The 26,957-nt window shown below is 39.3% G+C and carries 23 protein-coding genes; 21 read left to right on the forward strand and 2 right to left on the reverse strand.

The window, feature by feature from the left end; translation table 11 throughout:
* Positions 1–122 precede the first annotated feature (122 nt).
* Positions 123–1,409, forward strand: a complete 1,287-nt coding sequence (locus H7992_RS07480) for a glycoside hydrolase family 18 protein (protein WP_067213876.1) — start codon at positions 123–125, stop codon at positions 1,407–1,409.
* A 50-nt stretch (positions 1,410–1,459) separates the two neighbouring features.
* Here the strand turns inward: H7992_RS07480 and H7992_RS07485 are convergent, their stop codons facing one another.
* Positions 1,460–1,600 carry a hypothetical protein gene (locus H7992_RS07485; protein WP_187047139.1) on the reverse strand — a complete coding sequence of 47 codons (141 nt, stop codon included), beginning with the start codon at positions 1,598–1,600 and terminating at the stop codon, positions 1,460–1,462.
* A 324-nt stretch (positions 1,601–1,924) separates the two neighbouring features.
* Between H7992_RS07485 and gdhA the strand changes: the two genes are divergently transcribed.
* The 8 genes from gdhA (at position 1,925) to H7992_RS07525 (ending at position 13,094) form a co-directional block, all read left to right on the forward strand.
* A complete protein-coding gene (gdhA, locus tag H7992_RS07490) occupies positions 1,925–3,307 on the forward strand; it encodes an NADP-specific glutamate dehydrogenase (protein WP_067207053.1) in 1,383 nt (460 codons plus the stop codon).
* 168 nt (positions 3,308–3,475) lie between these two features.
* The gene (locus H7992_RS07495; protein WP_156476149.1) at positions 3,476–4,687 is read left to right on the forward strand and encodes an argininosuccinate synthase; all 1,212 of its coding nucleotides are present in this window, start codon (positions 3,476–3,478) and stop codon (positions 4,685–4,687) included.
* A 1,012-nt stretch (positions 4,688–5,699) separates the two neighbouring features.
* Positions 5,700–7,271, forward strand: a complete 1,572-nt coding sequence (locus H7992_RS07500; RefSeq protein WP_187047140.1) for a DUF6583 family protein — start codon at positions 5,700–5,702, stop codon at positions 7,269–7,271.
* Between the two features lie 2 nt (positions 7,272–7,273).
* On the forward strand, positions 7,274–8,512 hold the full coding sequence (locus H7992_RS07505; RefSeq protein WP_187047141.1) for an ABC transporter permease: 1,239 nt from the start codon (positions 7,274–7,276) through the stop codon (positions 8,510–8,512).
* Positions 8,509–9,642 (forward strand): ABC transporter permease, encoded by a 1,134-nt coding sequence (locus tag H7992_RS07510; RefSeq protein WP_187047142.1) that lies wholly within the window; start codon positions 8,509–8,511, stop codon positions 9,640–9,642. The genes H7992_RS07505 and H7992_RS07510 overlap by 4 nt, the downstream gene beginning before the upstream one ends.
* Positions 9,635–10,309: an ABC transporter ATP-binding protein gene (locus tag H7992_RS07515; RefSeq protein ID WP_187047143.1), complete on the forward strand. Its 675-nt coding sequence runs from the start codon at positions 9,635–9,637 to the stop codon at positions 10,307–10,309. Before H7992_RS07510 ends, H7992_RS07515 begins: the two co-directional genes overlap by 8 nt.
* Positions 10,310–10,318: 9 nt before the next feature.
* Positions 10,319–10,900 carry a YdcF family protein gene (locus H7992_RS07520; protein WP_187047144.1) on the forward strand — a complete coding sequence of 194 codons (582 nt, stop codon included), beginning with the start codon at positions 10,319–10,321 and terminating at the stop codon, positions 10,898–10,900.
* 541 nt (positions 10,901–11,441) lie between these two features.
* Positions 11,442–13,094, forward strand: a complete 1,653-nt coding sequence (locus tag H7992_RS07525) for an S-layer homology domain-containing protein (protein WP_187047145.1) — start codon at positions 11,442–11,444, stop codon at positions 13,092–13,094.
* Between the two features lie 803 nt (positions 13,095–13,897).
* Here the strand turns inward: H7992_RS07525 and H7992_RS07530 are convergent.
* Entirely contained in the window at positions 13,898–14,695 is a 798-nt protein-coding gene (locus H7992_RS07530) for a histidinol-phosphatase HisJ family protein (RefSeq protein WP_187047146.1), read from the reverse strand.
* Between the two features lie 95 nt (positions 14,696–14,790).
* Here H7992_RS07530 and hisZ point away from each other — a divergent pair, with 95 nt between their 5' ends.
* The 12 genes from hisZ (at position 14,791) to rlmN (ending at position 26,916) form a co-directional block, all read left to right on the forward strand.
* A complete protein-coding gene (hisZ, locus tag H7992_RS07535; protein ID WP_067207074.1) occupies positions 14,791–16,023 on the forward strand; it encodes an ATP phosphoribosyltransferase regulatory subunit in 1,233 nt (410 codons plus the stop codon).
* Between the two features lies 1 nt (position 16,024).
* Complete coding sequence (hisG, locus tag H7992_RS07540) at positions 16,025–16,651, forward strand: ATP phosphoribosyltransferase (protein WP_187047147.1); 627 nt, start codon at positions 16,025–16,027, stop codon at positions 16,649–16,651.
* A 6-nt stretch (positions 16,652–16,657) separates the two neighbouring features.
* Entirely contained in the window at positions 16,658–17,947 is a 1,290-nt protein-coding gene (hisD, locus tag H7992_RS07545; RefSeq protein ID WP_187047148.1) for a histidinol dehydrogenase, read from the forward strand.
* Complete coding sequence (hisB, locus tag H7992_RS07550) at positions 17,937–18,521, forward strand: imidazoleglycerol-phosphate dehydratase HisB (protein WP_187047149.1); 585 nt, start codon at positions 17,937–17,939, stop codon at positions 18,519–18,521. The genes hisD and hisB overlap by 11 nt, the downstream gene beginning before the upstream one ends.
* Positions 18,522–18,719: 198 nt before the next feature.
* Positions 18,720–19,436 carry a 1-(5-phosphoribosyl)-5-[(5-phosphoribosylamino)methylideneamino]imidazole-4-carboxamide isomerase gene (gene hisA / locus H7992_RS07555; RefSeq protein WP_187047150.1) on the forward strand — a complete coding sequence of 239 codons (717 nt, stop codon included), beginning with the start codon at positions 18,720–18,722 and terminating at the stop codon, positions 19,434–19,436.
* The gene (gene hisF, locus H7992_RS07560) at positions 19,433–20,194 is read left to right on the forward strand and encodes an imidazole glycerol phosphate synthase subunit HisF (RefSeq protein WP_187047151.1); all 762 of its coding nucleotides are present in this window, start codon (positions 19,433–19,435) and stop codon (positions 20,192–20,194) included. Before hisA ends, hisF begins: the two co-directional genes overlap by 4 nt.
* A gap of 2 nt (positions 20,195–20,196) precedes the next feature.
* Complete coding sequence (hisIE, locus tag H7992_RS07565; protein WP_067207090.1) at positions 20,197–20,838, forward strand: bifunctional phosphoribosyl-AMP cyclohydrolase/phosphoribosyl-ATP diphosphatase HisIE; 642 nt, start codon at positions 20,197–20,199, stop codon at positions 20,836–20,838.
* Positions 20,831–21,892: a histidinol-phosphate transaminase gene (hisC, locus tag H7992_RS07570; protein WP_187047152.1), complete on the forward strand. Its 1,062-nt coding sequence runs from the start codon at positions 20,831–20,833 to the stop codon at positions 21,890–21,892. The genes hisIE and hisC overlap by 8 nt, the downstream gene beginning before the upstream one ends.
* Positions 21,893–21,977: 85 nt before the next feature.
* Positions 21,978–22,157 carry a hypothetical protein gene (locus tag H7992_RS07575; protein ID WP_067207096.1) on the forward strand — a complete coding sequence of 60 codons (180 nt, stop codon included), beginning with the start codon at positions 21,978–21,980 and terminating at the stop codon, positions 22,155–22,157.
* Positions 22,158–22,809: 652 nt separating this feature from the next.
* Positions 22,810–23,982, forward strand: coding sequence for an ATP-grasp domain-containing protein (locus H7992_RS07580; RefSeq protein ID WP_187047153.1), 1,173 nt, complete (start codon positions 22,810–22,812; stop codon positions 23,980–23,982).
* Positions 23,983–24,000: 18 nt separating this feature from the next.
* Entirely contained in the window at positions 24,001–25,683 is a 1,683-nt protein-coding gene (locus H7992_RS07585; protein WP_187047154.1) for a methyl-accepting chemotaxis protein, read from the forward strand.
* A gap of 168 nt (positions 25,684–25,851) precedes the next feature.
* Entirely contained in the window at positions 25,852–26,916 is a 1,065-nt protein-coding gene (gene rlmN / locus H7992_RS07590; RefSeq protein ID WP_067207103.1) for a dual-specificity RNA methyltransferase RlmN, read from the forward strand.
* Positions 26,917–26,957: the final 41 nt, after the last annotated feature.

Raw genomic sequence — 26,957 nt, forward strand, 5'->3', positions numbered from 1 at the left:
GATGATCGTGTGAAAACTATGCGTGGAAATTGTGAAATGAAAACAATATAAGCATAATCTCCTTCTAACTAAAATAGTCTAGAGTAGAGGACATTTTTATTTATGAAAGGCAGATGATAGGTATGCAGATTCATGTGGTTCAAAATGGTCAAAGTTTATATGGAATTGCCCAAGCTTATGGCATCAATTATCAAGAAATTGCACAAGCAAATGAACTACCAGATCCATCACGTATCGTTGTAGGCCAAGCGTTAGTCATACCAATTACAGGCAGCTATCACTGGGTTCAGCCAGGTCAGTCGCTTTATGTCATCGCACAAATGTACGGTTTGACAGTCAATGAGCTCGCAACAATTAATCGACTATCGCCATCCCAGAACTTACGTGTGGGACAACGTCTTTACATTCCAGCGCGACCGAAAAAAACGGCTGAGTCATTACTCTATGTGGAGCCAAGGACTCCAGTAACCGAAGTAATGATTGATGAAGTTAGACAAAGAGTCGATGCACTAACGTACTTAGCCATGTTCAGTTACGAAGCGCAGCGGGATGGGTCATTGAAAGCACCTTCGATTGATGATATACCGAATATAGCGAGTGCTGCAGGGGCGGCGAATGCACTTGTAGTAAGTAATTTGGAGAACTTTGCATTTAATGCAGATCTTGCTCATGTATTATTTACGGATCAGGCAGCACAAAATCGGTTGTTCGGCAATCTCATTCAAGTGGCTAATGAAATTGGTTATAAGGACATACATTTTGATTTTGAGTTATTACATCCAGAAGATCGTGAACTTTATAATAGTTTTCTGCGAAATGCTAGAGATCGATTCCATCAAGCCGGTTTCACAATATCGACCGCACTTGCACCCATGACAAGTGATGTTAGAACTGGGATTTACGGGGCACATGACTATCGTGCGCATGGAGAGATTGTGGATTTTGTTTCTCTTATGACGTATGAGTGGGGCTACACATACAGCGACCCGCAAGCTGTCAGTCCAATAGGTCCTGTTCGGAATGTAGTCGAGTATGCTGTCAGTCAAATTCCGAGTGAGAAAATATTCTTGGGCCAAAATCTATACGGTTATGATTGGTCTACACCATATCCGAGTCAAGGTGGATCTGCTGCCAGAGCGATAAGCCCTCAACAGGCAATTTTGATTGCGACAGATCGAGAAGTTGATATCGAATACGACTATGTAGCGCAGGCACCCAATTTCGAGTACACGGATGATACAGGAGTACGTCATGTAGTTTGGTTTGAAGATGCACGTAGTATTCAAGCTAAATTTGACTTGATCAAACAGTTCAACTTACGCGGGATTATGTATTGGAAACTTGGTTTAGCTTTTCCACAAAACTGGTTGCTGTTGGAAGACAATTTCGCCATACGAAAAATTACTTAAAAAAAAGAACCGCTGTGCTTAAGCACTCGCGGTTCATTTTTTAAGATTAATTACTCTTTATTGATATAATTGATGAAACTCGTCAGAAACTCTACATCCGGATTGAAAAGTAAAACAGGTAGGAAAACGAAAGTCATTAATAGCATTACGTTCGCACCGATAAATGTACGGAGAATTTTTTTAAATTTCATTGTCCTAACCTTCTTTCTCCTAGTTGTAATTTTCTAATAGCTATTGACAGCTACACTGATAAGTATATGCTTCATCAATCGTTATTTGAATAACTAAATAATACTCTCTCTTCGGAAAAAAGTAAATAATTTTATTTTCCATACATAAATAGGACATAATGTTGTATAATTACTTATTCGACACTAGAAAAAAGTTGTATATATTCATTTTTTCAGCGATAATACTAAAAATGGTAACATGAGTTTGAACTATCATTTAGTAGTGGAAGTAGGGATTTAATAGCTTCCACCTTTAACTTAAAGCAAGAAAGGGATGAGTGAAAATTGACGAAGTTGAATGAAACTTACAATGATAATAAAAAAAGAGCGAATGATTACGTCCATGAAGTCTATGAATTGATCAAGAAAAGAAATCCAGATGAAAAAGAGTTCTTACAAGCAACTAGAGAAATTTTCGATTCGCTTCGACCTGTCTTTTCCAAGCATCCCGATTATATAACAAATGGCATTTTAGAGCGTATTACGGAACCGGAACGCATCATCATTTTTCGGGTTGCATGGGAAGATGATCAAGGTAAAGTACATGTAAATCGTGGTTTTCGTGTCCAGTTCAATAGTGATCTCGGACCGTATAAAGGCGGTATCCGATTCCATCCTTCTGTAAACAGCAGCATTATGAAGTTTCTCGCATTTGAACAGATATTTAAAAATGCGTTAACAGGCCAGCCAATTGGTGCGGGTAAAGGTGGTTCTGACTTTGATCCGAAGGGGAAATCAGACCGTGAAATTATGCGTTTCACTCAAAGCTTCATCACGGAGTTGAGCAGATATATCGGTCCTGATACCGACGTTCCAGCAGGTGATATTGGAGTAGGTAAGAGAGAAATAGGTTATATGTTTGGTCAGTATAATCGCTTGAAAGGCGGTTATGAAGCAGGCGTGTTTACTGGGAAAGATCCAAAACATGGTGGTAGCCTTGGTCGCAAAGAGGCGACAGGGTATGGAACAGTCTACTTTGTTGAAGAGATGTTAAAAGAAGCAGGTTTAAGTTTTGAAGGTAAAAAAGTTGTTGTTTCAGGGTCGGGTAACGTTTCCACTTATGCAATTGAAAAAGCAATGCAGTTAGGCGCTACTGTACTGGCTTGTAGTGATTCAGACGGTTATATTTATGATGAAAATGGAATCGACCTAGATACAATCAAGCGTTTGAAAGAGGTTGAGAACAAACGAATTTCGGAATACGTCAAAGAACATCCGGAAGCAAAGTATTTTGAGGACTGTTCTGCAATCTGGTCAATTCCATGTGACATTGCACTTCCTTGTGCGACGCAAAATGAAATTGATGAGATAGCTGCCCGTATACTGATTGCGAATGGTGTAATTGCAGTCGGAGAAGGTGCGAATATGCCTTGTACGTTGGAAGCGATGGCAGTTTTCCACGAGCATAAAACTTTATTCGGTCCAGCAAAAGCTGCGAATGCAGGTGGTGTTGCGGTATCAGCGATGGAAATGTCCCAAAATAGTATGCGTCTTTCTTGGACAGTTGAAGAGGTTGATGAAAGACTTCAGACGGTCATGAAAAATATCTATACGAGCTGTTTGGATGCAGCAGAAGCATATGGACATCCCGGTAACCTCGTAGTCGGAGCGAATATTGCAGGATTTTTAAAAGTAGCAGATGCAATGGTAGCCCATGGTCTTAGTTAAGCTTATGACAGTCCCATAAAAAGAGTACACAAGCTGAAAATTGTGTACTCTTTTTTATTTCGGAAAAATTTCAACAAAACTATTGTGTAAAATTGAAAATATGTTATTATAAAAATACTTAGTGTTGCATAAATATACAACTAGATGAATGAATGGAAGGGGATTTTAATTATGAGTAAGAAAAAAGTAGTTTTAGCATATTCAGGTGGACTAGATACATCTGTGGCAGTACAGTGGCTAACAGAACAAGGATATGATGTAGTTGCAGTTTGTCTTGATGTCGGAGAAGGAAAAGACTTGGACTTCATCCAGGCGAAAGCGTTGCAGGTTGGAGCTGTAAATAGTTATGTCATTGATGCGAAAGAGGAATTCGCACAGGAGTATGCGTTGCTCTCACTCCAAGCTCAAACTTATTATGAAAACAAATATCCACTTGTATCGGCACTATCACGTCCGCTTATTTCGAAAAAACTTGTTGAAGTGGCTCATAAAGAAAATGCTACTGCAGTTGCACACGGCTGTACTGGAAAAGGGAATGACCAAGTACGTTTCGAAGTGGCAATTAAAGCATTGGATCCATCATTGGAAGTTATTGCCCCTGTCCGTGAGTGGAGTTGGTCGCGTGAAGAAGAAATTGCTTACGCAAAAGAGAAGAATATCCCGATTCCAATCGATTTAGAAAGCCCATATTCCGTTGATCAAAACTTATGGGGACGTGCTAATGAGTGTGGAATTTTGGAAGATCCTTGGGCAGCACCACCTGAAGATGCATTCGGTCTTACAGTTTCAATTGAAAATGCACCAGATACGTCTGATGTTATTGAAATTGATTTTGTAAAAGGTGTGCCTGTCAGTATTGACGGTCAGCAATATCCACTCAGTGAACTGATTCTAAAACTAAATGATATTGGTGGAAAGCACGGAGTAGGAAGAATTGACCATGTAGAAAACCGTCTTGTTGGTATCAAATCACGTGAAGTGTATGAATGTCCAGGAGCAATTATATTGTTGAAATCACATAAGGAATTAGAAGATCTGACACTTGTTAAAGAGTTGGCTCATTTCAAACCAATTATTTCACAAAAGTTGAGTGAATTAATTTATAATGGCTTGTGGTTCTCACCACTGAGAGATGCATTAGAAGCGTTCATCAAAGAAACACAGCAATACGTTAATGGAACAGTGCGTGTGAAGTTGTTCAAGGGTCATGCAATTGTAGAAGGCAGAAAGTCAGCTAATTCACTTTATGACATGAATCTTGCAACGTATACGTCTGATGACTCCTTTGACCAATCTGCAGCGGTTGGGTTCATCAAGCTTTGGGGATTACCTACAGAAGTTCACAGCATGGTAAACAAGAAGCAAACAGTGAAAAATTAAGCACTATCCATTCATGTCTGTTGATTAACCAAAGTAACCAGTGTGTAACATGATCACCTACTGGAAGCTATGTGTATAGTTGACTTTGAGTTACTTTGGATAGAATGACTTCTATATGATTACCGAGATGTCTGAATATGTAGGGATGCGACTTTGTCGCATCCCTACATATTTTTTCGGTGATCGTATGGTGGTCCTTCATCCGTCGCGCTTCAAATGCATTAATACACAGAGTGCTGAAACTTTCTATATATGTTGAATTAAAGAATCCCATTGAATCTGCCGTGGCACACAATAATAAGAGAGGTGTTATTCGGGGTGTGGATTGTAGAACGCCTGGCGCTTTGGGAATGCCTCTCGCTGTAAGCCTGGATTAGCGCTTCGCATCCAGTCTTACAGTTTCGGCGACCCCTTTGCCGCGCCTGCGCTAGGTTGTTCATTATCGAGAGAAATGTGATTTTGAGATGTATATGTCGAAATTGTAAGGTGATTACTAGTTGATACTATATAAATGAATCCCATTGAACCGCTACGGCGCTAGGAGATGCCTTCACAAAGCGTCCAAGCGGTATTGGCGGGAAATCTAATTAGTTCTAAGTATTGGGACTTTTTCAGTGGCCTCCTAAAAACCTTTGTAAAGCGCATACGCCTCACGGTAAATATGTCGTGATAATTTCGCCGAAAGCGGATCGGAAATGATCCAGTGAAAATGGATTTTTCCAGGCCCTACTCACCAGTATTTTATGCAAACAAATGGTTAATGACAGACGTGCTATCCATTCAAAGAACCATCTACTTTTTAAAGGTAGATGGTTCTTTGAGCTGTATGATTCTTTGGGTGTAGAGAGGGGACTAGTCGGATATCATCAATTGCTCTGAAAAGGTGAATTCTTCCAACTTATTTTTGAGTAAAGACATAGACTGTGATAGTATGAAAAAATGTGAATATGAAAAAACTTCAACTTTAGCAAAACATTTCTAGTTCACGATTCGAATTTAGGAGGAGAATAGTATGGAAGAGAAAGCTGTGAAGAAAAAGTCACCCAAGTTATTAATGATTATGTTATTAACTGGATTGGTCATTGTAGGCGGTAGCGTGTCGGCATTTTTCTTGGTGAATAAGTCACCTAAAGTACAATATTTTTTAGCAGAAGCAGAAACGTTTAAACAAATGGGAACTATTTTGGAAGACCGTTATAAGAACGAACTAAGATGGTTGGAAGTTCAAGAGGAAAAGCCAGTTGAAACGAACTTTGATCTTTCCGGCGAATGGAATGATCCGTCTGTTGACCATGAAATGCAGGAAGTACAAAGCATTGTCAATAGTGCTAAAATATCTAGTAAACAAGTCTATGATCCGGTCAAAAAAGAACTCGAAGTGGATCTTAGGGGAGAACTAGGCAGTGTTAACATGGACTTCGGTTCGGTTTTTGTGACAACTAAGAAACTAGTGGCTTCATTTCCATTCATGGATGAACTAATTCGCTTCGACGATAAGGATTTCGGGAAGTTAATGAGAGAAACGGATCCAGATTATGAAGGAAATGAAAATCTTGGTCTATCCCAATTATTCGAAGGTGGATTTTCGATGACGGAAGAATCACGTACATATGTCGAAAACGAATATATCACGTATCTCATTAAAGAGATTCCTGAAGAGGCATTTACGAGCGCAAAAGAAGAACTTACAGTGTTTGATAAAAAAATAAAAACTAAAAAAACCAAGATGGATCTTACAGAACAACAAGTTAAAACGTTATTAAAAGATTTATTGAAAAAAGCGAAATCAGATGAAAAACTTAAAGCTATACTGAAAGAGCAATTGACACTTACTTCATTTGCTGGGGATACTTCCGACAATGAACTTGCAACTATAATGGATGATTTTGAAAATGGGCTTGATGAAGCGATTGAAGGTGTGGACGCTATTAAACTTCCTAACGGACTGCAATCGACAATCTGGCACCATTCAAACAAAATTGTGAAACGTGAATTCGCAATGGGTGTTGGAGAAGATAAGACGGATGTCGATACGTTAATGATTAATGGAACTCAATTGCTAGATAAAACAAGTCAAAAGTGGGATTTCACAATGGGGGTAGAAGATTCCTTAGGTGATGAAAACTTTGTGAAAATTATTGGTGATTTAAGTTGGAAAGATCAGAAGGCAACTGATTCCATAACATTTTCGATGGATGATATGAAGTTCATCTATAAAGGAAAAGAACAACTGGAAGATAAGAAACGTACATTTACTCGTTCGTTTGGCTTTACAGATGGAAATGTCGATCCAGCCGTTATCTGGAAAGGGAGTGCTACACACGAAAGCGATTCTATGAAAGCGAATCATGAATTTACTTTCAGTGAAGAAACAATGGGCGCTGATATGTTCAATCTCATTTTAAAGCAACAAGGAAAAGTTGTGAAAAAAGTAGATATGCCAGTAGAAACAGAGGGCACAGTGAATATTGGTAAAATGAATAAGGATGAATTTGATGCATTCACTGAAGAAATCACGGTGAAAGTACAAGAATGGATGTTCGGATTTATGGAGGATTTACAAGGTGAAATAGGCGAGTTTTAAGAATGGAAGTGACCATTATGCTATCCATGAGAAGAATACTATTTTTCATGCGCCAATATAATAAGCAGTTGAAGAAGAAGTGGGCAACACTTCTTCTTCTTTTTCTATTTCCAATTATTTTGATAGGCTCACTGTTGCTCCTGGTGGCTGGTTTACTGCTGCCTGAAGAAGATTCACCAATCCGGGTGGCTTTGGTTGATGAAGACAGAACGCAGGAAACGATACTGTTTAGTGGGCTACTGGAAGAAACAGCCTCGGATAATCAGTTCATCCAAATAATATCAATAACGAAAGAAAATGCTGTGAAACTTATGGAGCAAAACCAAATCAGTTCCTATTTTACATTTCCGAGCGGATTTACGGAGGATTTGTATGAAGGTCAATCCGTGACGGTTCCTATTGTTGGAAACCCATCGCGTCCAACAGATAGTTTTCTTGTGAAAGAGTTAGTGGAAAGTATGATGCGTTACATCTCTGTAGCTCAGTCGACTATTCTTACCGTCAATGAGTACGCAAAAAAAACGGATATGCCCAAAGAAGAACGACAAGAAATGATGTTTCAACAGTTTATGGATTTCAGTTTGTACACATTTGGAAAAGATAAGCTACTTGATGAAGAAATGATTACAAATGTGGCGACGTCATCACCAACGCACTATTACATATTGTCCGGCTGGTTTATAACTATGTCAGTCTGGCTTTTCGCCATCTATACTATTTTAGGGAAAGAAGAGCATTCCTCGATGCTAATTCGGATGAAACTGTTCGGTGTAACTACGTGGCAACGTATCCTCGCAAGAATTCTGGTCTCTTTAGGATATAGCCTTGTCGTTGCGGCAGTAGCCTTTTTCATTATCGGTGAGTTTGTTGGATTTGAACTTTTCTTTATTGATTATTTCCGGTTTGGTTTATTTACTATTCTTAATGCTTTATTGTTTTTAGTTGGCATAGCGCTAATCGATGTCTGGATTTCATCTCGAAAAGTCATTCTTTTATTACAAAGTTTCTATACGTTCGTACTAATTTTCACAAGTGGTGCAGTTATACCGACGCTCTACTTTCCGCAAGTGATACAAGGTGTTTTACCGTATATCTTTTCATACGTTAGCTTGAATTGGATGATTGATATTGTATTGGAAGGGCGAAACTATGCGAACTTCATAACACTAACTGTCATTGCTACTATCGGACTACTCCTTCTTTGGCTATCAACAGTCGGAAAAGAGAGGTGGATTCGATGAAAAATGTTGTGTTTATCCGCTTGATGCGTTTGAAGAAGGACTGGAAAAGTCTTTTATGCTGGATGCTTCTGCCAATCGTTATGACAGTGCTAATTATGCAAGGTGTTGTGACTTGGCAAGAGGAGACTAGAGTGCCGATAGCTCTTGTCGTTGAGGAACAGACTGAAATGGCAGCGCGTCTAGTTGACGATATCGCGAGTACGGAGCTTCTCCATATCCAGTTCATATCCCTAGATGAAGCACTACATAAACTCGAACAGCATGAGTTGGATAGTGTGTTCGTTATTCGCAAGGGGTATGAAGATCATATACTGGCAAACCGGCGAAATCAGCTTATCGAGGCATACTCTTCCAATCGGTCTTTTGCTTATCGAGCTGTCGTCGAAACGATTACGTCCTATGCTCAACAAGATGCAGCCCGTTCAAAAGCAGCTTTCGTTATCAAACAATTATTCTCGGATTATGGTATGGAAGATGAATGGAGTTACGAAGAAGTTATTGAGAGTAGTCGCGAAAGGGAAAAAAGTGAAGCACTGCTCCGATCGAGTTTTTCTTATTATGATAAGGAAAATACCGCTGAAGAACAAACGTTACCGCTACTGAAAGCATGGGGTGTTTGGGCATTCTTCGCAATCATCACGACATTCTTCCTATTCGACTGGATGCTAAAAGAAAATCGACCATCGATGCGTCAGCGCTGGTTATTCACTGAAATCTCTTTTAAAAAGTATGCATGTTTATCATTGCTGTTTTTTACAGTTATCATTTTCCTCATCGATCTTGTCACGGTGTTCATCTTCTCATCATTAATCCAGGAAGCATGGACAATTCGAGTTCTGATTTCACTATTTACTTTCCGGCTGACGATAAATTTGCTGGCGTTTCTACTCGCAAGCGTCTACAAGCAATTGTTTATGTACTATATAAGTAGCTTGGGGATTGCGTTGTTGCTGATTGTAGTCGGTGGGTCAATCATACCGATGGATGGGCTAAAGGGGAAGTGGCCGTGGATTGAAGAACTTAGTCCGGTCCAATCGTTACTGGATGGGACGATACCTCTGACATGGCTTTTCGTTATGATTGCTTTGCTCACTGTTTGGATTCATAGAGGAGGGAAGGCAAATGCTTAACGTGACGGGACTACAGAAAAAGTACAAGGAAAAGACCGTTTTAGAAAATGTGTCTTTTCAAATGAAGCCTGGAGAAATTGTTGGTCTCGTTGGGGAAAATGGTGCAGGAAAATCAACCTTGCTTCAATTATTGGCGACAGTTATTCAGCCGACTCAAGGCGATATTCAATTGGATGAACTTTCTTATATGACTGATGTAAAGGGCATCAGGCGCTTAATCGGTTATGTCCCTCAAGATATATCGGTTTGGGAGGAACTCACAGTAGAGGAAAATATGCTTTTTTTTGAACAGCTGTCGTGGAAAAAACGTACAAAAGAGGAATGCCGGCAACTTTGTTTGGATATGCAATTGACGCATTGGAAGGAAGGAGTTCAATCGTTATCGGGTGGTATGAAAAGGAAATTGAACCTAGCAATCAGCCTGCTCCATGATCCGACTTTCTTGTTGTTAGATGAACCTACAGTTGGTATCGATCTAAAATCCAAAAAGGAGATAGGTTCGTATTTGCATAGGTTGGCGAAAAATGAAGGGAAAATGATTATGTACACTTCTCATGATATGGACGAAATTACTACCGTTTGCGACCGAGTTTATGCAATCGGAAAAGATCCGTTTTATATGAATTTATTGATGGAGAATAAAATTTTCGTAGAACAGTTGAAATGAGTGATTGTAATGAAAAAATCAAAGAAAATAGCTATAGCTTGTGCAATTGCACTTACTATTTTTAGTCTGTTTTTATGGTGGCTAACGGGCAAATGGATGGATGAGGGATTAGAACCTGCAGCAGATGGCACGAATGACTATGTAATCGTACTCGGTGCTAGAGTGAAAAAAGATTCTCTGTCGCTATCATTACAGTATCGTTTGGATGCTACGCTACAGTACGCTAATGAGTATCCACATGTGACGATAATCTTATCAGGCGGGCAAGGTCCGGATGAGCCTATTAGCGAAGCGGAAGCGATGAGACGGTTTCTAACGGAGAATGGCATCGCCGAGGAACGGCTTATTTTAGAAGCGGCGTCTACTTCCACTTATGAAAACATTTTATTCTCGAAAAAGTTGTTGCCGTCTGAAATTAGTTCAATCACAATCATCACAAGTGATTATCACCTGGCGAGAGCAAGGAAAATTGCGGCTAGCCTTGGACTCGAGTCAGATGGAGTGTCGGCTAAAACGCCGAAAGTAGTGGCAGCAAAATTGACTGTGAGAGAACGTATCGCCCTTGTGAAAACGTATATTGTAGGGAAATAAGAAAAGCGCAAGGCGCCGTTTAGACGCGACAGGCATAAGTCGATCCAGTGAAGTGGCGCTCTTTGCCACGTAACTGGATTGCTTATGACCAGAGCGGCTGGCGCCTGGAGTCTAGACACAAAGAAAAGCGCAAGGCGCCGTTTAGACGCGACAGGCATAAGTCGATCCAGTGAAGTGGCGCTCTTTGCCACATAACTGGATTGCTTATGACCAGAGCGGCTGGCGCCTGGAGTCTAGACACAAAGAAAAGCGCAAGGCGCCTGGTGAAAAACTTATAATTTCTTAACTTATAAACGGGCAACCGCCATTTTTAATGATGGTTGATAAGAATTCGCTTTTCGTGGGAATAAATAGTACTACATGCTGAAAAAAGTGTTTTCAATGCTAAACGACGGTATCTAATTACAGTGAAGGAAAACTAGTATTCTATGTCGAATTAGTCAAGAATAGTACTGGTTGGCACGGTTAAATGCGAAGGTGGTGTGACAAGGAGTTATACCGAGGTAGGGTGTTCGCAAAAACATAAAATAGGAGGAAGGTTATGGTGAAATCGAAGTTCAAATTTCGAATGCTTTTTGTAATTGCACTTATGATCCAAATGATTGTTGTACCGTACCGTTTTGCAGCAGCTGAAATAGATACAAGTGCTCCTTCTTGGATGCTGCCAATCGATTATCTTGCTATAGGTGATTCATTGGCAGCAGGTGTCACTCCTAACAATGAATTAGGGAAGGGCTATGCAGATTTCTTAGCGGTGTCAATGATGGAGATAGGGGCTTTGAAAACATATAACAAAGGATTCTCGTATCCAGGCTATAAAACAACAGACGTTTTAAATGATATTAAACTGAACGTCACAAAGGATATCCACGGCATTGGCTTTGAAGAGAAGACAGCTAAACTTCAACAATCCATCAAAGATGCAGAAGTTATCACAATTAGCGCCGGTGCAAATGATATTTTACCGCATTTCAAACAAGATCCGACGACAGGTAAGGCCATTATTGATCAGAAAATGGCGCTGACGACGCTTCAGCAAGTAGGTACAAACTACAAATCGATTATGGCTCAAATCAATGAAATCAATCCTGATGCGCAAGTGTATGTCATGGGTTACTATAATCCGTTTCCTTATATGTCGGAAGACCTGCAACCATTGCTCAAACAATTACTAGATATGTTGAATAAAGCCATTACAACAGGCCTAGTGGGGACGCAAGCAATCTTCGTGCCTACTGGTGACGTAATCGCGTCAGACTACAAGACCTACCTTCCAAATCCGGAAAATATCCACTTAAGTGAAGCAGGCTATAAAAAAGTGACTGAGCAATTTTGGGCGAACATGCTACCAGCTAATACATGGATCACAGGAGGTAGCCTCGTCGCCGATGCGCCGGGTCCAAACTCGGTGAAATTAAACTGGCAACCAGCTAGTGATAATGTAGCCGTAACGAGTTATGAAATATACAGTGGTGAAGAAAAACTAGCAACTGTAGCTGGAGACATTACGACATATAAAGTAGAAAATCTTACTGCAAATACAACGTATGTTTTTTCAGTAATGGCAGTAGATCAAGCTGGAAACAAAAGTGTTCATAATCCAATAATCAGTGTAACTGTTGCAGATTCATCGACACCAACACCAATATTATTCTCGGATATCGCCAATCATGGCTTGAAGAATTATATTGAACATGCAGCCGTAGCTGGAATCATTGGTGGCTACCCGGACGGGACATTCAAACCTGATCAAAACTTAACACGTGTGCAAGCTGCTACAATAATTGTACGCGCATTAGGTTTGAAAACGGATGAAGTAGCCCCATTTGGTGATATTGGTAATTATGCAGATAAGACCAAAGCTGACATCAATGCCGCTTATAAATATGGAATTATTAAAGGGAATAAAGGAAACTTTAATCCAACTGATTTAGTAACACGCGCACAATTGGCTTTAATGATTGAACGTGCATATGGAAGCGTAACAGGAAAGGCATATAAGGCCTCTACTAAAGCACCTTATTCCGATTTCGGAAACTATAATGCGGAAGTAGTAAATGCCATTTCAATGCTTCATGAATTAGATGTTGCAACTGGATTCGAAGGAAAATTCATGCCGAGCAGCTCAACTACACGTGCACAAGCTGCAAAAATGGTTGTTAATTTTATCTCTATATTTAAACAAACAAACTAATAGCTGTGAAAAAATGGTCCAGTCCGTCTCTAGTGAGTAGAGGCGGACTGGACCGTTTGATTAAAAGAAAAGTCATGTCTGTTGATTAACCATTAATTCGCATAAAAAACTGGTGAAAAGGGCTTGAAAACTTCATTTTCACTGGACCATTTCTGGTCCGCTTACGGAAAATATTCATACCCTTTTAAGGAGGAATTGCAGTTCATTCTTCCTTAAAGGGGTGTGTGTGGTTAAAAGCGACTCCGTCACTTCTAGACACACTCTTTTCAGTAATCCTGTTGTGAATAATTGCCTGTCGCGTTCCTACACTATTCAAGTGAAAAATGCAGCTGCTTTGAAAGAAATGAATAGATGACTTTCTACAGAGATTGTAAGTGCCCGAAGATACAATTTCGGGCACTCTAGTACTTTGTACAATGTGTTTCTTGCTTACTTTTAGCAAAGAGTATGTATGTAATCATGTGATACCTTATAGAAAGTGACACTTCTTTAAAATAAAAAAGAAAAACCATAGAGAAAGCATCAGCCGCCAAAATTGCATCTTTGGCGGCTTTTCTCTAGTGAAAAAGCCAGCTATTCTTTCGTCCAAAAAAACTTCAGCACTACGTGTAGTTACACATCCAGACATCTCGAAAATGGTATAGAAGTCATTCAATCCAAAGCAATCAAAATGTAACTATATGCACAGCACCCAGTGTGTGATCAAGTTATTTACAGGTTATTTTTGGTTAATTAACCGGTGTGAAGAAAAGTATAAGTTTTTCAACATGGAATAGTGTCTAGGAGCTGGAGCTTTTCTTAATTCACATCATATTACTAATTGCGTGAAAAGTAGGTTTTTCATTATCGAATGTAGTGATATACTTGAATCCAATCGACTGCAATAATTTTAGTGATTCACTGAATTGGAATGCAATGTCTTCAGGTTTATGTGCATCGGAACCAAGTGTGATGATTTCGCCTCCGCATTGTTTATATAGTTTCAAAATATCATCACTTGGCATGCCGTTTGCCAGTCCGTAGCGGACACCAGAAGTATTCAACTCAATACCTTTACCTTCTGGAATAATAACGTTGAAAATAGCCGTCAATTCAGTATAGAAAGGGTTATCACACGGTTTTTTTGTGTACCTCTTCACGAGGTCAACATGACCGAGGATATTAAATTGTTTATAGTTTTTTACACAATATAATAACTCTGCGTAATAAATACCATACGCTTCTTCTATGGTTTTATGCTCGAAAAATTCTCCGTAGTGTAATCCTTTTTTCTCAACGGTATGCATGGAGCAAATGACGAAATCGAATACTTCCTTAGCCATAAGCTCGTCGTATTTGTCCAGTATATGTGGTTGTACACCGATTTCAACGCCTTTTTTTATACGAATACGCCCTTCATATTTCTTCTGCATTTCTATCAATTTGCTTGCGTACTCCTTTTTATCAAAGTCGAAAACGATTGTATCATCGGGATATTCATAGTCGATATGTTCTGTAAAACAAATTTCAGTCAATCCTTTTTGAATCGCTCTCTTAATCATATCTTCCATTGGAACTGGGCAGTCTGCTGAGAACGAACTGTGCATGTGATAATCGAACATTAATAATCATTCCTCCTGTTGACATTTCGTTGGTATACCTTTATAGTACTAAATAACTTTAGTCTAGTAAAGTAGTGAAGTAAGGGGTGTTGGAAATGGTTAGAAACGAAGTGTATCCTGAACGAATGTTAAGTGATAGTGAAAAGTTTGAAAGAATCATTAAGACGATCAATAAGCGCTTTACCACATATGGCTATAAACGCATTAAAACATCGGCTTTTGAACAATATGATTTATATTCAAAAGTAAAAAGCTCAATCAACCAAAATGAAATGATTAAAGTAATCGATCATACAGGGCAAGTATTAGTATTACGACCCGATGTCACGATTCCAATCACAAGAGAACTGGTACAAAATTTCCCAGACCTTTCGAGTGAACTTCGCTATTTTTATGTACAAGAGGTGTTCCGTCAGCCATTTGATAAAAACGACAGTATCGAACGCACACAAGCAGGCATTGAATATTTTTGCGATAGTTCACCTGAAGCGGATGCAGAAGTAATTGCACTAGCGTGTCACTTAATGAAAGATTTAGGATTTAATGATATTAAAATAGAATTAGGGCACGCTGGATTTTTCAATGAACTTGTCCAGAATTTACCACTTACTTCACTTCAAATTGATCAATTGAAGTCATTGATACAAGCGAAAAACGTTGTAGAAATTGGACCTTTTCTTCAGAACCTAAACATTGACGATGATGTGAGAGAAGTAATCGAACGGATCCCGTTTTTATACGGTAACCCAGTTGATGTGAGTGAACGGACAACAGGGATCGCCTTAACGGAAAAAATGCAGGACACGCTCGATTACTTAATGGATGTTTACAGTATATTGAAAATGTACGGATTAGAACAGTATATTGTCATGGATTTGGGATTGATTAATCATATGGGTTATTATTCAGGGGTTATTTTCCAAGGATATGTCGAAAGATTTGGGAAACCTGTTTTAATGGGCGGGCGCTACGATGAGTTAGGAAACGAGTTTGGTGCTAGACTTCCAGCGATTGGGTTTGCATGTGAAATTGAATCGCTAGTTAAAGCGACAGATAGCAGGGAAGTTACATCCCGCTTTCCAATCGATGTAAAAATAACATATGCAGATAGCCAATTGGAACAAGCCATTGCCATCTCCAATGAATTACGGGAACGAAATTATAGTGTGCTGTCATTTTCAGAGCATAAGGAACAGGCAGATCCACGACAGAGTGTTTACTCGATACGTTTGGAGAAAGAAAATAATTCATTTCTATATAAAGATAAAGTTACACCATTTCCGGACTTAAAGGCTTTGCTGGAATTACTTGTAGGGGGATTGAATTGAAATGACACATCTTACAATCGCCATGGCGAAGGGACGTACTGCTGATAAAGCGTTAGCGTTTTTTGAAAAAGCAGGCATTCGTTTTTCAGAATATCATGATAAAAGCAGGAAGCTTGTTATCTATGATGATGAAAATAAAGTGAAACTCATTTTCGTGAAAGCAGTTGATGTTCCAACCTATGTCGAAAAAGGAGCAGCAGATATCGGAATTGTTGGTAAAGATACGATTATGGAAGATCCAGTTGATGTCTATGAACTGTTGGATCTTGGAATTGGAAAATGCCAGCTGGTTGTTGCCGGATTTCCGGATAAACAATTTCCGAGTAGTGCGTTGCTGACAGTTGCTTCAAAGTATCCAGCAGTGACAAAAGCCTATTTTGACAGCAAAGGCATTCGTATTGAGACCATCAAGTTGAATGGCTCTATCGAACTGGCTCCGCTTATTGGTATGGCAGATGTCATCGTTGATATTGTTGAATCGGGCAAGACACTAAAAGAAAATGGATTAGTCGTCTTGGAGACAATTGCAGATGTCAGTGCACGATTGATTGTTAATAAAGCAAGTTATGCGACAAGAACCAGTCAAATCCAGCAAGTCATTTCGGACTTAAAAGCTGCATTGGAGTGATAATTTATGCGAATTGTAACGTTGGAACAATATACAAAAGAGAAAGAGCAGCAAACGGCAGTGCAAACAACTAATTTTGAATTTGACCGAACTGTGCTTGGAATTATCGAAACAGTCCGTGAAGATGGGGACCAGGCATTAAGAAGCTTTACCGAACAGTTTGACGGCGTGTTGCTAGATAACTTGATTGTAACGCCTGAGGAGTTTGCGGAGGCGCGGACGTTGATTACAGGGCAATTCCTAAGTGCTCTTAGAAAAGCAAAGCAAAACATTACTACGTTCCATGAAGTTCAAAAAGAACAGTCTTGGTTTATTAATCAAGAACAAGGAATTGTTCTTGGTCAGAAAGTGACGCCTTTAGACAGTGTCGGTATATACGTACCTGGCGGAAAAGCGGCTTATCCATCGACTGTTCTCATGAATGCTGTTCCGGCAAAAATTGCGGGAGTCGGAAGGATTGCAATGGTGACACCACCTCAAGCGGATGGCAAAGTGAATCCACATGTGCTCGTAGCAGCGCAAGAAGCCGGTGTCGATATCGTCTATAAAATTGGTGGTGCTCAAGCGATTGCAGCATTGGCGTATGGGACGGAAACAGTAAAAAAAGTAGTGAAAATCACGGGGCCTGGAAATGCATTTGTTGCACGGGCGAAAAAATGGGTTTTTGGTGACGTAGCCATCGATATGATTGCAGGACCGAGTGAGATTTGTGTTGTTGCAGACAATAGCGCTGTCCCAGTGTTTGTCGCTGCTGATCTATTATCACAAGCGGAGCATGATGAACGGGCAACAGCTGTATGCGTAACGACGAGTCAATCATTTGCTGAAGCACTTCAAAAAGAAGTGATAAAGCAAACTGAACAAGCAGATCGTAAGGGAATTATTGAAGTTTCAATCGCTAATAATGGGCGCATTATCTTGGTTGATTCATTGGAGGAAGCATACGGCTTTGTTAATAAGTTGGCGCCGGAACATTTACAGCTTATGGTGGAAAATCCAATGGAACAAGTACCATTCATTCACAATGCAGGAGCAATCTTCTTAGGAAACTATTCACCAGAGGCACTAGGCGATTATATGGCAGGTCCGAATCATACATTGCCAACGAGCGGGACATCGGCATTTTCATCGCCGTTAGGTGTCTATGACTTTATGAAAAAATCGAGCATTGTTCAGTATACGGAGCAAGCATTGCAAGAAGTAGCCGAAGACATTATCACAATTGCGAATGCGGAAGGCTTAACAGCCCATGCAAATTCAATTCAAGTAAGGAAGGCGGATTTGAATGCGGAGTAAATCGATTTCAAGACAGACAGCGGAAACAAAGATTAACTTAGACTTTGCGATTGATGGAAGTGGAACAACAACTATTAAAACAGGAGTGGGCTTTCTCGATCATATGCTGACATTGTTCACAAATCACGGTCGATTCGATTTGGCTGTTGATTGTGATGGCGATATCGAAGTAGACCAGCATCACTCCGTCGAAGATATCGGAATTGTATTGGGACAAGCGTTCTATGAAAGTATCGGTTCAAAGGAAGGCATCGAGCGTTATGCGACAGTGTCAACACCTATGGATGAAGCATTATCAACAGTTTCTATCGATATAAGCGGGCGTCCATTTTTTGTTTATAACGTTGAGGGATTGAAAGATAAAGTAGGGGAATTCGACACTGAGCTTGTTGAGGAGTTTTTCCAAGCATTCACAAGCCATGCCAAAGTGACATTGCATATCAATTTGCAGTACGGGAAAAACAGTCACCATATTATCGAATCAATTTTCAAAGGATTCGGACGTGCATTACGCGTAGCAAGTGCGATTAATCCAGATGTAAAAGGAGTTCCATCTACGAAGGGAATGCTATAAGAATATTACCTTTACACACTTGGTAATTTTGTTTTGTGTGCAGGTACTGCTCGAATTCGTAATTTACTAAGCGAAGGCGCCTTACAAGGGGTAGCCGAAGCCATAAGACTGGCGGCGAAGCTGCTCGGCTTATGGCGGGAGGCATCCCCAAGCGCCGTAGCGGATTCAATGGAATTCTATATATAAGGGGGAACACCGATGATTTTATTTCCAGCAATTGATATACGTGATGGTAAATGTGTTCGGCTAATTCAAGGTGATTATGACCAAGAAATTATCTATAATGACTCACCAACAGCGATGGCTCTGGAGTGGGAAAAGCAAGGTGCTGACTACATTCACGTCGTCGATTTAGATGGGGCGAAAACAGGTAATTCATTAAATCGCGAAGCCATTCAAGCGATTGCTAAAAACGTATCGATACCAGTTCAAGTAGGTGGCGGAATTCGGACGATGGAGATCATTGACGCACATATTGCATCCGGCGTTAGTCGCGTGATCATCGGAACGGCAGCGATTCAAGATAAACCATTTTTAAAGCAAGCCGTAGAAAAATACGGTGATAAAATTGCAGTTTCCATCGATGCAAGAAAAGGATTCGTTGCAACGGATGGCTGGACGGAAACAAGTGATGTATTAGCAGTTGACTTGTTAAAAGAACTAGAAGTAATCGGTGTGAAAACAGTCATTTATACAGATATTTTGAAAGACGGAATGATGCAAGGACCTAATTTTAACGAACTGGAAATGATGGACAATGCGTCTTCCATCGACATTGTGGCTTCAGGCGGCGTCTCCACGGAAGAGGATATCATTCAGTTACGGGACCTAGATTTATATGGAGCAATTATTGGTAAAGCATTGTATGAAGGTAAAATATCTTTAGAAAAAATATTAGGGGGACAACGAGGATGACAAGCAACCGGATAATACCATGCCTAGATTTTGATAACGGGAAAGTCGTAAAAGGGAAAAAGTTTTTAGAAGTTAAAGAAGTTGCAGATCCACTGACATTGGCTAAGAAATATGTAGCTGACGGTGCAGATGAACTTGTGTTTTACGACATTGCTGCTTCGACAAATAATCGTGCCATGTTCCTTGACCTTATTGCAGAAATTGCGAAAGAAGTACCCGTACCATTTATTGTCGGTGGGGGTATACGGACTGTCGAAGATATTCAGAAGGTGTTTGATGCTGGCGGGGACAAAGTATCCATCAACAGTGCAGCGCTCAGCAATCCATCTTTAATTGAAGAAGCGTCGAAGAAATTCGGTTCTGAACGCATTATCCTGTCGATGGATGTCAATGAAGTGGGCCCTTCTAAGTGGTCGGTATTCTCTAATGGAGGCATGAAAGATACTGGTATGGATGCTATCGAGTGGGCGATTCAAGGCGAAAAACTGGGTGCCGGTGAACTTGTTGTTAATAGTATCGGGGAAGATGGCGTGAAAGACGGCTATAACCTCGAATTGACGCGGGCGATTGCGGAAGCGGTCAACATTCCTGTTATTGCGAGCGGCGGAGCAGGGAAACCTGAACACTTCCATACTGTCTTAACTGAAGGGAAAGCTGACGCTGCGCTTGCTGCATCCGTATTCCATTTCGAAGACATTAATATCGGCGAATTAAAAACATATCTAGCTGAAAAAAATACACCTGTTGGGAATGACTAACCATGACAATAGAAATTGACACATTATCATTTGACGAAAATGGATTGATACCAGCAATTGTTCAAGATGACCGGACAGGGAATGTACTGATGCTTGCTTATATGAATAAAGAATCGTTGCAGAAGACGATTGATACGAAAGAGACTTGGTTTTTCAGCAGATCAAGAAAAGAGCTGTGGAATAAAGGAGCAACATCTGGCAATCGGCAAATTGTAAAGAACTTGTCACTGGACTGCGATGGTGATTCAATTTTAGTACAAGTTACACCACTGGGTCCAGCGTGTCATACGGGAGAAGTGACTTGTTTCCACAAGCAAGTTTTCGATGAGGTAGTACAGACTCGCTCAATCGTTCATGAGATCACGGATGAAATAAAAAATCGACGTGCCAATCCAGTAGAAGGATCATACACAACGTATCTGTTCCGCGAAGGTTTGGATAAGATTTTGAAAAAAGTTGGAGAAGAAACAACTGAAGTTGTCATCGGTGCAAAAAACCGTGATAAAGCTGAAGTAACGAGCGAACTTGCAGATTTGACGTATCACACACTTGTATTGATGGAAGAGTTAGGTGTTAGTGTTGAGGATGTCAAAAACGAATTGCGGAAAAGACGACCTAAAAGTGAAGTGCTGAGAGATGAGTAAATTTTGGAGCTCTATGGTGAAACGGACCGAGCCGTATGTTCCGGGGGAGCAAATTGAACAAAAGGACATCGTGAAACTGAATACCAATGAAAATCCGTATCCTCCAAGTCCAAAAGTGATAGCTGCAATCCAGCAAGAGATGGGGCGCAACCTTCAGTTGTATCCATCTCCTACTGCGACTGAGCTACGAGAAACAATCGGACTGCAATATGGACTTACTGCTGAAGAAGTATTTGTCGGTAATGGTTCGGATGAAGTGCTGGCATTCTCCTTCATGGCGTTTTTTGAGCCTGGCAAACCAATCCGGTTTCCTGATGTAACATATAGCTTTTATCCGGTCTATGCAAAGTTATTCGATATCCCTTATGAGGAAGTTCCGTTGAATAAAGATTTTACATTGCCTGTGGATAACTACTTTCAGTCTGAAGGCGGCGTAATTTTGCCAAATCCAAATGCGCCGACTAGCATTTATGCTGAACTTGAGCACATTGAAGAGATTGTCAAAAATAACCCTGACCAAGTCGTCATCATCGACGAGGCATATATCGACTTTGCAGCGAAATCAGCGACTGAACTCATTCGGAAATACGACAATGTCCTTGTCGTCCAGACGACATCTAAATCACGTTCACTCGCCGGTTTGCGCGTTGGCTTTGCGATGGGAGCTAATTCATTAATTGCTGCATTGATTCGCATTAAAGATTCATTCAATTCTTATACGCTGGACCGTCTTGCACTAGTGGGAGCAAAAGCTGCATTTGAGGATGCAGACTATTTTGAGGAGACGACTCAGAAAATCATTGCAACACGGGAAAAGATGAACGAGACGTTGCAACAGCTCAATTTCAACGTGCTACCTTCACAAGCAAATTTTGTTTTCACCTCGCATCAGACTGTTCCAGCAGAGTTTCTCTACAATAAATTAAAAAAAGAAGGCGTGTTAGTTAGGTATTTTAACAAGCCTGGAATCGACAACTATTTGCGTATTACAGTTGGTACAGATGAACAGATGGAGCGATTAGTTGAGAAGTTGACTGACATTTTGAATTTGTAATGTACTGTTAGGTTCTAAGATGAAATGACTTAATGAAAAGTGCATCGAAACTGATATACTTGTGTAAACAGGGGAGGTTATCGACATGGGATCTAAATATATTGATCTTGCACTTATATTATTCATGAGTTATTTCGCAATTACGCGATTTGCGGATGGTCAAATTGGCTTTGGAATCTTTTTCACAGTACTTAGCTTATTGAATATTTTAACGCTTGTCATGAAAATAAATAAGGACAAAGCCGCAAAGAATGCAGTGCGATGAAGTTTAAATAAGTAGTGACAACAAACTAGGCATCCTCCAGAAAATATGGAGGGTGCCTAGTTTTATTTATTAACGTATGACAAAGAAAAATGAATGAACCCTTGCTATTTGAATTCAGTAGGTCATAGAACGAAATAAGATATTGAAGGTGATGAAAACCATGGGAAGTAAAAATGTGACTAAAATAATAGCAATGAAGGAATTTAAATATAATAAATAAATCATTTATAATTGTAATAAGAATTATATATGGCTTATTTATGCAATAGAATCTATTGCTTATATTATTTAGTTTAAAAGACCTATGATGAATTTTTGAAAAAATAATGTCTTAAAATAAACAAGGAATTTTGAGATAGGCAGAGTTAAAAGCCATAAGAATACAGTTATGACATAATACAGATTAACTATTTACCTATTCGGACTATACAAAATAATGATACTTTAATACAATGCATAGCATTGTTAAAACTTACTATGTATGATAATAGGAGTTATTAACTGTTATTTTTCTGTGGATAATTATAGGTCATTGGGATTAATGATTTTTCAAAATCAATACTATAGGCTCTATTGGGAGATAATAATATCGGTACGAACAAAAATTCTGCTGTAAAAATATAGTGGAAAAAACAAGAAAAAGGAGAATAAAATGATTATACTTGATAAGCCTTATGTATCAACATTACTTTCATCAACTTTACAGCAATTAGGTACTCCGGTTTTAAAAATAGGAGATGTGCAGATTCCGGAGGAAGAAAAACTTGCTTTACTTGAAGAGGCATTGTTCTTTGAACAACTTGAGAAGTCTTCTGCTCCTCTTTTATTTAATTCGGAAAACGGTTTGGCTATGTTAATGAATTACTTACCTGAGAGTAAATTTGCCGAATGGACATCACTATTCAAAAACAAAGCGGAATTTAGGAGGAGAATGACAAAAATTTATCCTTCATTTTATTTCCGTGAAGTATCTATTCAAGATTTATATGAAATACCTTTAGAATCAATTCCATTCCCTATTATTATTAAGCCTGTTATCGGCTACTCGAGTGTTGGGGTTTATAGAATAGATTGTATTGAAGATTGGCATCACACCGTAGAAAAATTGAAAGTCGATATAAACGATTCAGCATCCGCGTATCCTAATGATGTGATTGATAGCCAAACTGTCATATTAGAAGAGCTAATTCAAGGAGACGAGTATGCAATTGATGCTTATTTTACTAAAGAGGGAAAACCTGTCATCTTAAATTTATTTAAGCGCATGTTTGCTAACGATAAAGACATGAGTGATCGTATATATTACACAAGCAAAAGTGTATTAAGGGAAACACTTGCTCCGATTTCAGATTTTTTAGAAAGACTAGGAAATATTGAAGCACTGGCTTCCTTCCCACTACATTTTGAAGTTCGAATAACTAAAGAAGGACAAGTTGTGCCAATTGAAGTAAATCCATTCCGCTTTGCTGGTATAGGTACGACAGAACTGGGCGTACATGCTTATGGTGTAGACGTTTATGATTATTATTTCAATCAGCTAAAACCAAATTGGGAAGAAAAAATAGAGGCTATGGATAATGCGATTTATAGTTTTCTTTGTGCAGAATTTGACCCGTCGATTTCGCTTGAATTAATTCGAGCGGTAGACCATGAAAGTTTTAAGCAACAATTTAATGAAATACTAGACTATAGGTATATGGATTACAAAGAGTACCCTATTTTTTCTGTTGTATTTTTCAAACATCACACATTTGACGAAAATAAGCGATTGCTTACACTTGAATTGAGCAATTTTATATCGCTCTATGAACCGCAACTCGTATAAATCTTAGGAGGAATTAGTTTGTTTAAACAAAAAGGATCTATTAGAACTAAAATAATGCTTGGAACGATTATTCCAATTGCAGTATTATCTTTATTATTTAGTTTAGGTTTTTATTTTCAATCTATGTCAATTGTCAATCAGAATGTCATTCCCCAGTTTGAGAGAGTACTCAACACGAATTTACTAGACTTGAAAAAAGATATCGATGCCGAGATGCTTAATAAAGCAAAGACAAATAAACAGGACTATGAAAGATTACTCGCTATAATCAATGAATCGCGTGAGATAGGCGATTTAGAAAGTGTTTATATCATGAGTAAAGTTGATGGTGAGGATATGATCCTTGCGTTGTCCGATACGGCAGATTATCTTACGCCTTATCCGTTTAAATCCGAACAAAACGATGCGCTAAACATGGAACAGCCATTGTTCAGTGAGATTTATAAGGATGAGTACGGTGTACATAAATCAATCTATTTACATATTGAAGGGACAGATTCTATTATAGGAATCGATCAGGATGCGAAATTTATCCCTGATTTAACCCGGAAAATACTTGTCATCAGTATTGCACTTACGCTAGGGGCATTGGTGGTAGGGGCTGGAATATCTTATATTTTATCAACAAGAATTACGAAACCACTTCAACAATTAGTGAAGTATACAGAAGTTGTAGCCCAAGGTGATTTAACAAAAGAAGTTAGTGTGAATAGTCAAGATGAAATTGGTCATCTTGCCCACAGTTTCCGAAACATGCAGCAAGAATTGAGAAATACGATTGAACATGTCAATGTAGCGACGGACAACGTTATCACTTCCTCGGATGACTTGACCTATAGCGCAGAGCAAATGACAGAAGTAGTCAATCATACGACTGTTACGACCCAAGAAGTATCTTCGACGAGCGATACGTTAGCAAGTAGTGCATCACAAAACTTGGTGGCGCTTGAACAAATCACAATTGGTCTGCAAGAAATAGCAGATTCTTCTATGAAAGTAACGGAAGAATCGATGGATGCATCCCAAGAAGCTAAGCAAGGTAATCATCTTATTTTAGAGTCGATTCAAGGGATTGATACGATAACGAGCTCAGTTAAAGTTTCTATGGATATCACACAGTTGATGAATACGAGATCCAATGAAGTTGGTCAAATTATAGAAATTATTACGGCTATTTCTGATCAAATAAACTTACTTGCACTGAATGCCGCTATAGAAGCAGCACGTGCAGGCGATGCTGGAAAAGGATTCAGTGTAGTCGCAGATGAAGTGAGGAAACTTGCTGAGCAATCCGCATCTTCAGCAAACCAAATTAGTACGCTCGTGAAAGAAATTCAAAATGACTCTCAAAATTCTGTGAAGGCCATGACGAAGGTTTTCGAAGATGTGGAACGTGAAACTGGAATCGTACGAGAAACAGGTAAATCGTTTACTAGCATTTTGAATCGTATTACTCAAATTACAGAAAAAAATCAATCAGTATCTGCAACAATACAAGAAATCTCTGCGGGTTCTGAGGAAATACTAGCATCTACAATCGAAACAGTTCAATCATTAGAAGAGACATCTTCCCATACGCAAAACATTGCTGCATCTATGGAAGAGCAATTGGCTTCTATGGAAGAAATGGTTGGAACGACAACGACCCTTAATGAAATGGCAATAAACTTAAAAGATCATGTAAAGAGATTTAAAATTTAAAACTCCAAAAAGATTAAGGACAGTCTTTATTTGCGGAGGAGATAATAATAGAGGGTCTTTTGCGATTATGGGCTGGAAATTCACATTTATAAACTAAAATAGTTGTTCCCATTTCTAATTTCATGTAGTATAATATGTGAATTGCATTTTTTGAAATGAGGATAACTAATGAAGAATTCGATATATGGACTCACAATTGAACAACTTACAGAATGGTTAGTGGATCAAGGGCAGAAAAAATTCCGTGCTGCACAAATTTGGGACTGGTTATATAAAAAGCGTGTAACAAACTTTGCAGACATGAAAAATATTAATCAAGAATGTATCGACTTGCTGGATGCGAACTATGTCCTCCGAACACTAGAACAGACTGTGAAACAGGAATCAGAAGATGGCACAATCAAATTCCTATTTAAAATGCAAGATGGTAACTTGATTGAAACTGTTTTAATGAAATTTCCTTACGGCCAATCGGTTTGTGTAACGACACAAGTCGGCTGTAATATCGGTTGCAGTTTTTGTGCGAGTGGATTATTGAAAAAAAGCCGTGATTTAACAGCAGGAGAAATTGTGGAACAAATCATGGAAGTACAGCATCACCTTGACGCGAAAGCTGAAGATGAGCGCGTAAGTCATATTGTTGTTATGGGAATTGGCGAACCATTTGACAACTATTCGCATTTGATGAATTTCCTTCGTGTCGTCAATGATCAAAAAGGACTTTCCATCGGTGCTCGTCACATTACCGTTTCAACAAGTGGTAATCCGCAACGAATTAAGGATTTTGCAGAAGAAAATATCCAAATCAACCTAGCAGTATCTCTGCATGCACCTAATAATGAGTTGCGTACACGCGTTATGAAAATTAACAAAGCGTTCCCGCTTGAGAAATTGATGGATTCAATCGATTATTATTTGGAAACGACAAACCGCAGAATCACGTTTGAATATATTATGTTGCATGATGTAAATGATCATGTTCTGGAAGCACAGCAGCTTGCAAAACTACTCGAAAACAAACGTCACCTATCATATGTTAACTTGATTCCCTACAATCCGGTTGACGAACATGACCAGTATCGCCGTAGTACACCAGAAGACATTAAAGCATTTTATGAAACACTCAAAAGAAAAGGCATCAATTGCGGCGTCCGTCTTGAACATGGTACAGACATCGACGCAGCATGCGGTCAGTTACGAAGTAAGCAGATTAAGAAAGATAAAGCCGTCTAATCCATTTAAAAAGAGTGTGCAATTCCTAGGGGAACTAGGAG

It is taken from the genome of Sporosarcina sp. resist, from assembly GCF_014302295.1.
GTDB classification, from domain to species: Bacteria; Bacillota; Bacilli; order Bacillales_A; family Planococcaceae; genus Sporosarcina; species Sporosarcina psychrophila.

What these genes read in the sequence shown, in the direction of transcription:
- H7992_RS07480 (WP_067213876.1), top strand. Translation starts at nt 123, where the DNA reads ATGCAGATTCATGTGGTTCAAAATGGTCAAAGTTTATATGGAATTGCC.
- H7992_RS07485 (WP_187047139.1), bottom strand. Translation starts at nt 1,600, where the DNA reads ATGAAATTTAAAAAAATTCTCCGTACATTTATCGGTGCGAACGTAATG.
- H7992_RS07500 (WP_187047140.1), top strand. Translation starts at nt 5,700, where the DNA reads ATGGAAGAGAAAGCTGTGAAGAAAAAGTCACCCAAGTTATTAATGATT.
- H7992_RS07505 (WP_187047141.1), top strand. Translation starts at nt 7,274, where the DNA reads ATGGAAGTGACCATTATGCTATCCATGAGAAGAATACTATTTTTCATG.
- H7992_RS07510 (WP_187047142.1), top strand. Translation starts at nt 8,509, where the DNA reads ATGAAAAATGTTGTGTTTATCCGCTTGATGCGTTTGAAGAAGGACTGG.
- H7992_RS07515 (WP_187047143.1), top strand. Translation starts at nt 9,635, where the DNA reads ATGCTTAACGTGACGGGACTACAGAAAAAGTACAAGGAAAAGACCGTT.
- H7992_RS07520 (WP_187047144.1), top strand. Translation starts at nt 10,319, where the DNA reads ATGAAAAAATCAAAGAAAATAGCTATAGCTTGTGCAATTGCACTTACT.
- H7992_RS07525 (WP_187047145.1), top strand. Translation starts at nt 11,442, where the DNA reads ATGGTGAAATCGAAGTTCAAATTTCGAATGCTTTTTGTAATTGCACTT.
- H7992_RS07530 (WP_187047146.1), bottom strand. Translation starts at nt 14,695, where the DNA reads ATGTTCGATTATCACATGCACAGTTCGTTCTCAGCAGACTGCCCAGTT.
- hisZ (WP_067207074.1), top strand. Translation starts at nt 14,791, where the DNA reads ATGGTTAGAAACGAAGTGTATCCTGAACGAATGTTAAGTGATAGTGAA.
- hisG (WP_187047147.1), top strand. Translation starts at nt 16,025, where the DNA reads ATGACACATCTTACAATCGCCATGGCGAAGGGACGTACTGCTGATAAA.
- hisD (WP_187047148.1), top strand. Translation starts at nt 16,658, where the DNA reads ATGCGAATTGTAACGTTGGAACAATATACAAAAGAGAAAGAGCAGCAA.
- hisB (WP_187047149.1), top strand. Translation starts at nt 17,937, where the DNA reads ATGCGGAGTAAATCGATTTCAAGACAGACAGCGGAAACAAAGATTAAC.
- hisA (WP_187047150.1), top strand. Translation starts at nt 18,720, where the DNA reads ATGATTTTATTTCCAGCAATTGATATACGTGATGGTAAATGTGTTCGG.
- hisF (WP_187047151.1), top strand. Translation starts at nt 19,433, where the DNA reads ATGACAAGCAACCGGATAATACCATGCCTAGATTTTGATAACGGGAAA.
- hisIE (WP_067207090.1), top strand. Translation starts at nt 20,197, where the DNA reads ATGACAATAGAAATTGACACATTATCATTTGACGAAAATGGATTGATA.
- hisC (WP_187047152.1), top strand. Translation starts at nt 20,831, where the DNA reads ATGAGTAAATTTTGGAGCTCTATGGTGAAACGGACCGAGCCGTATGTT.
- H7992_RS07575 (WP_067207096.1), top strand. Translation starts at nt 21,978, where the DNA reads ATGGGATCTAAATATATTGATCTTGCACTTATATTATTCATGAGTTAT.
- H7992_RS07580 (WP_187047153.1), top strand. Translation starts at nt 22,810, where the DNA reads ATGATTATACTTGATAAGCCTTATGTATCAACATTACTTTCATCAACT.
- rlmN (WP_067207103.1), top strand. Translation starts at nt 25,852, where the DNA reads ATGAAGAATTCGATATATGGACTCACAATTGAACAACTTACAGAATGG.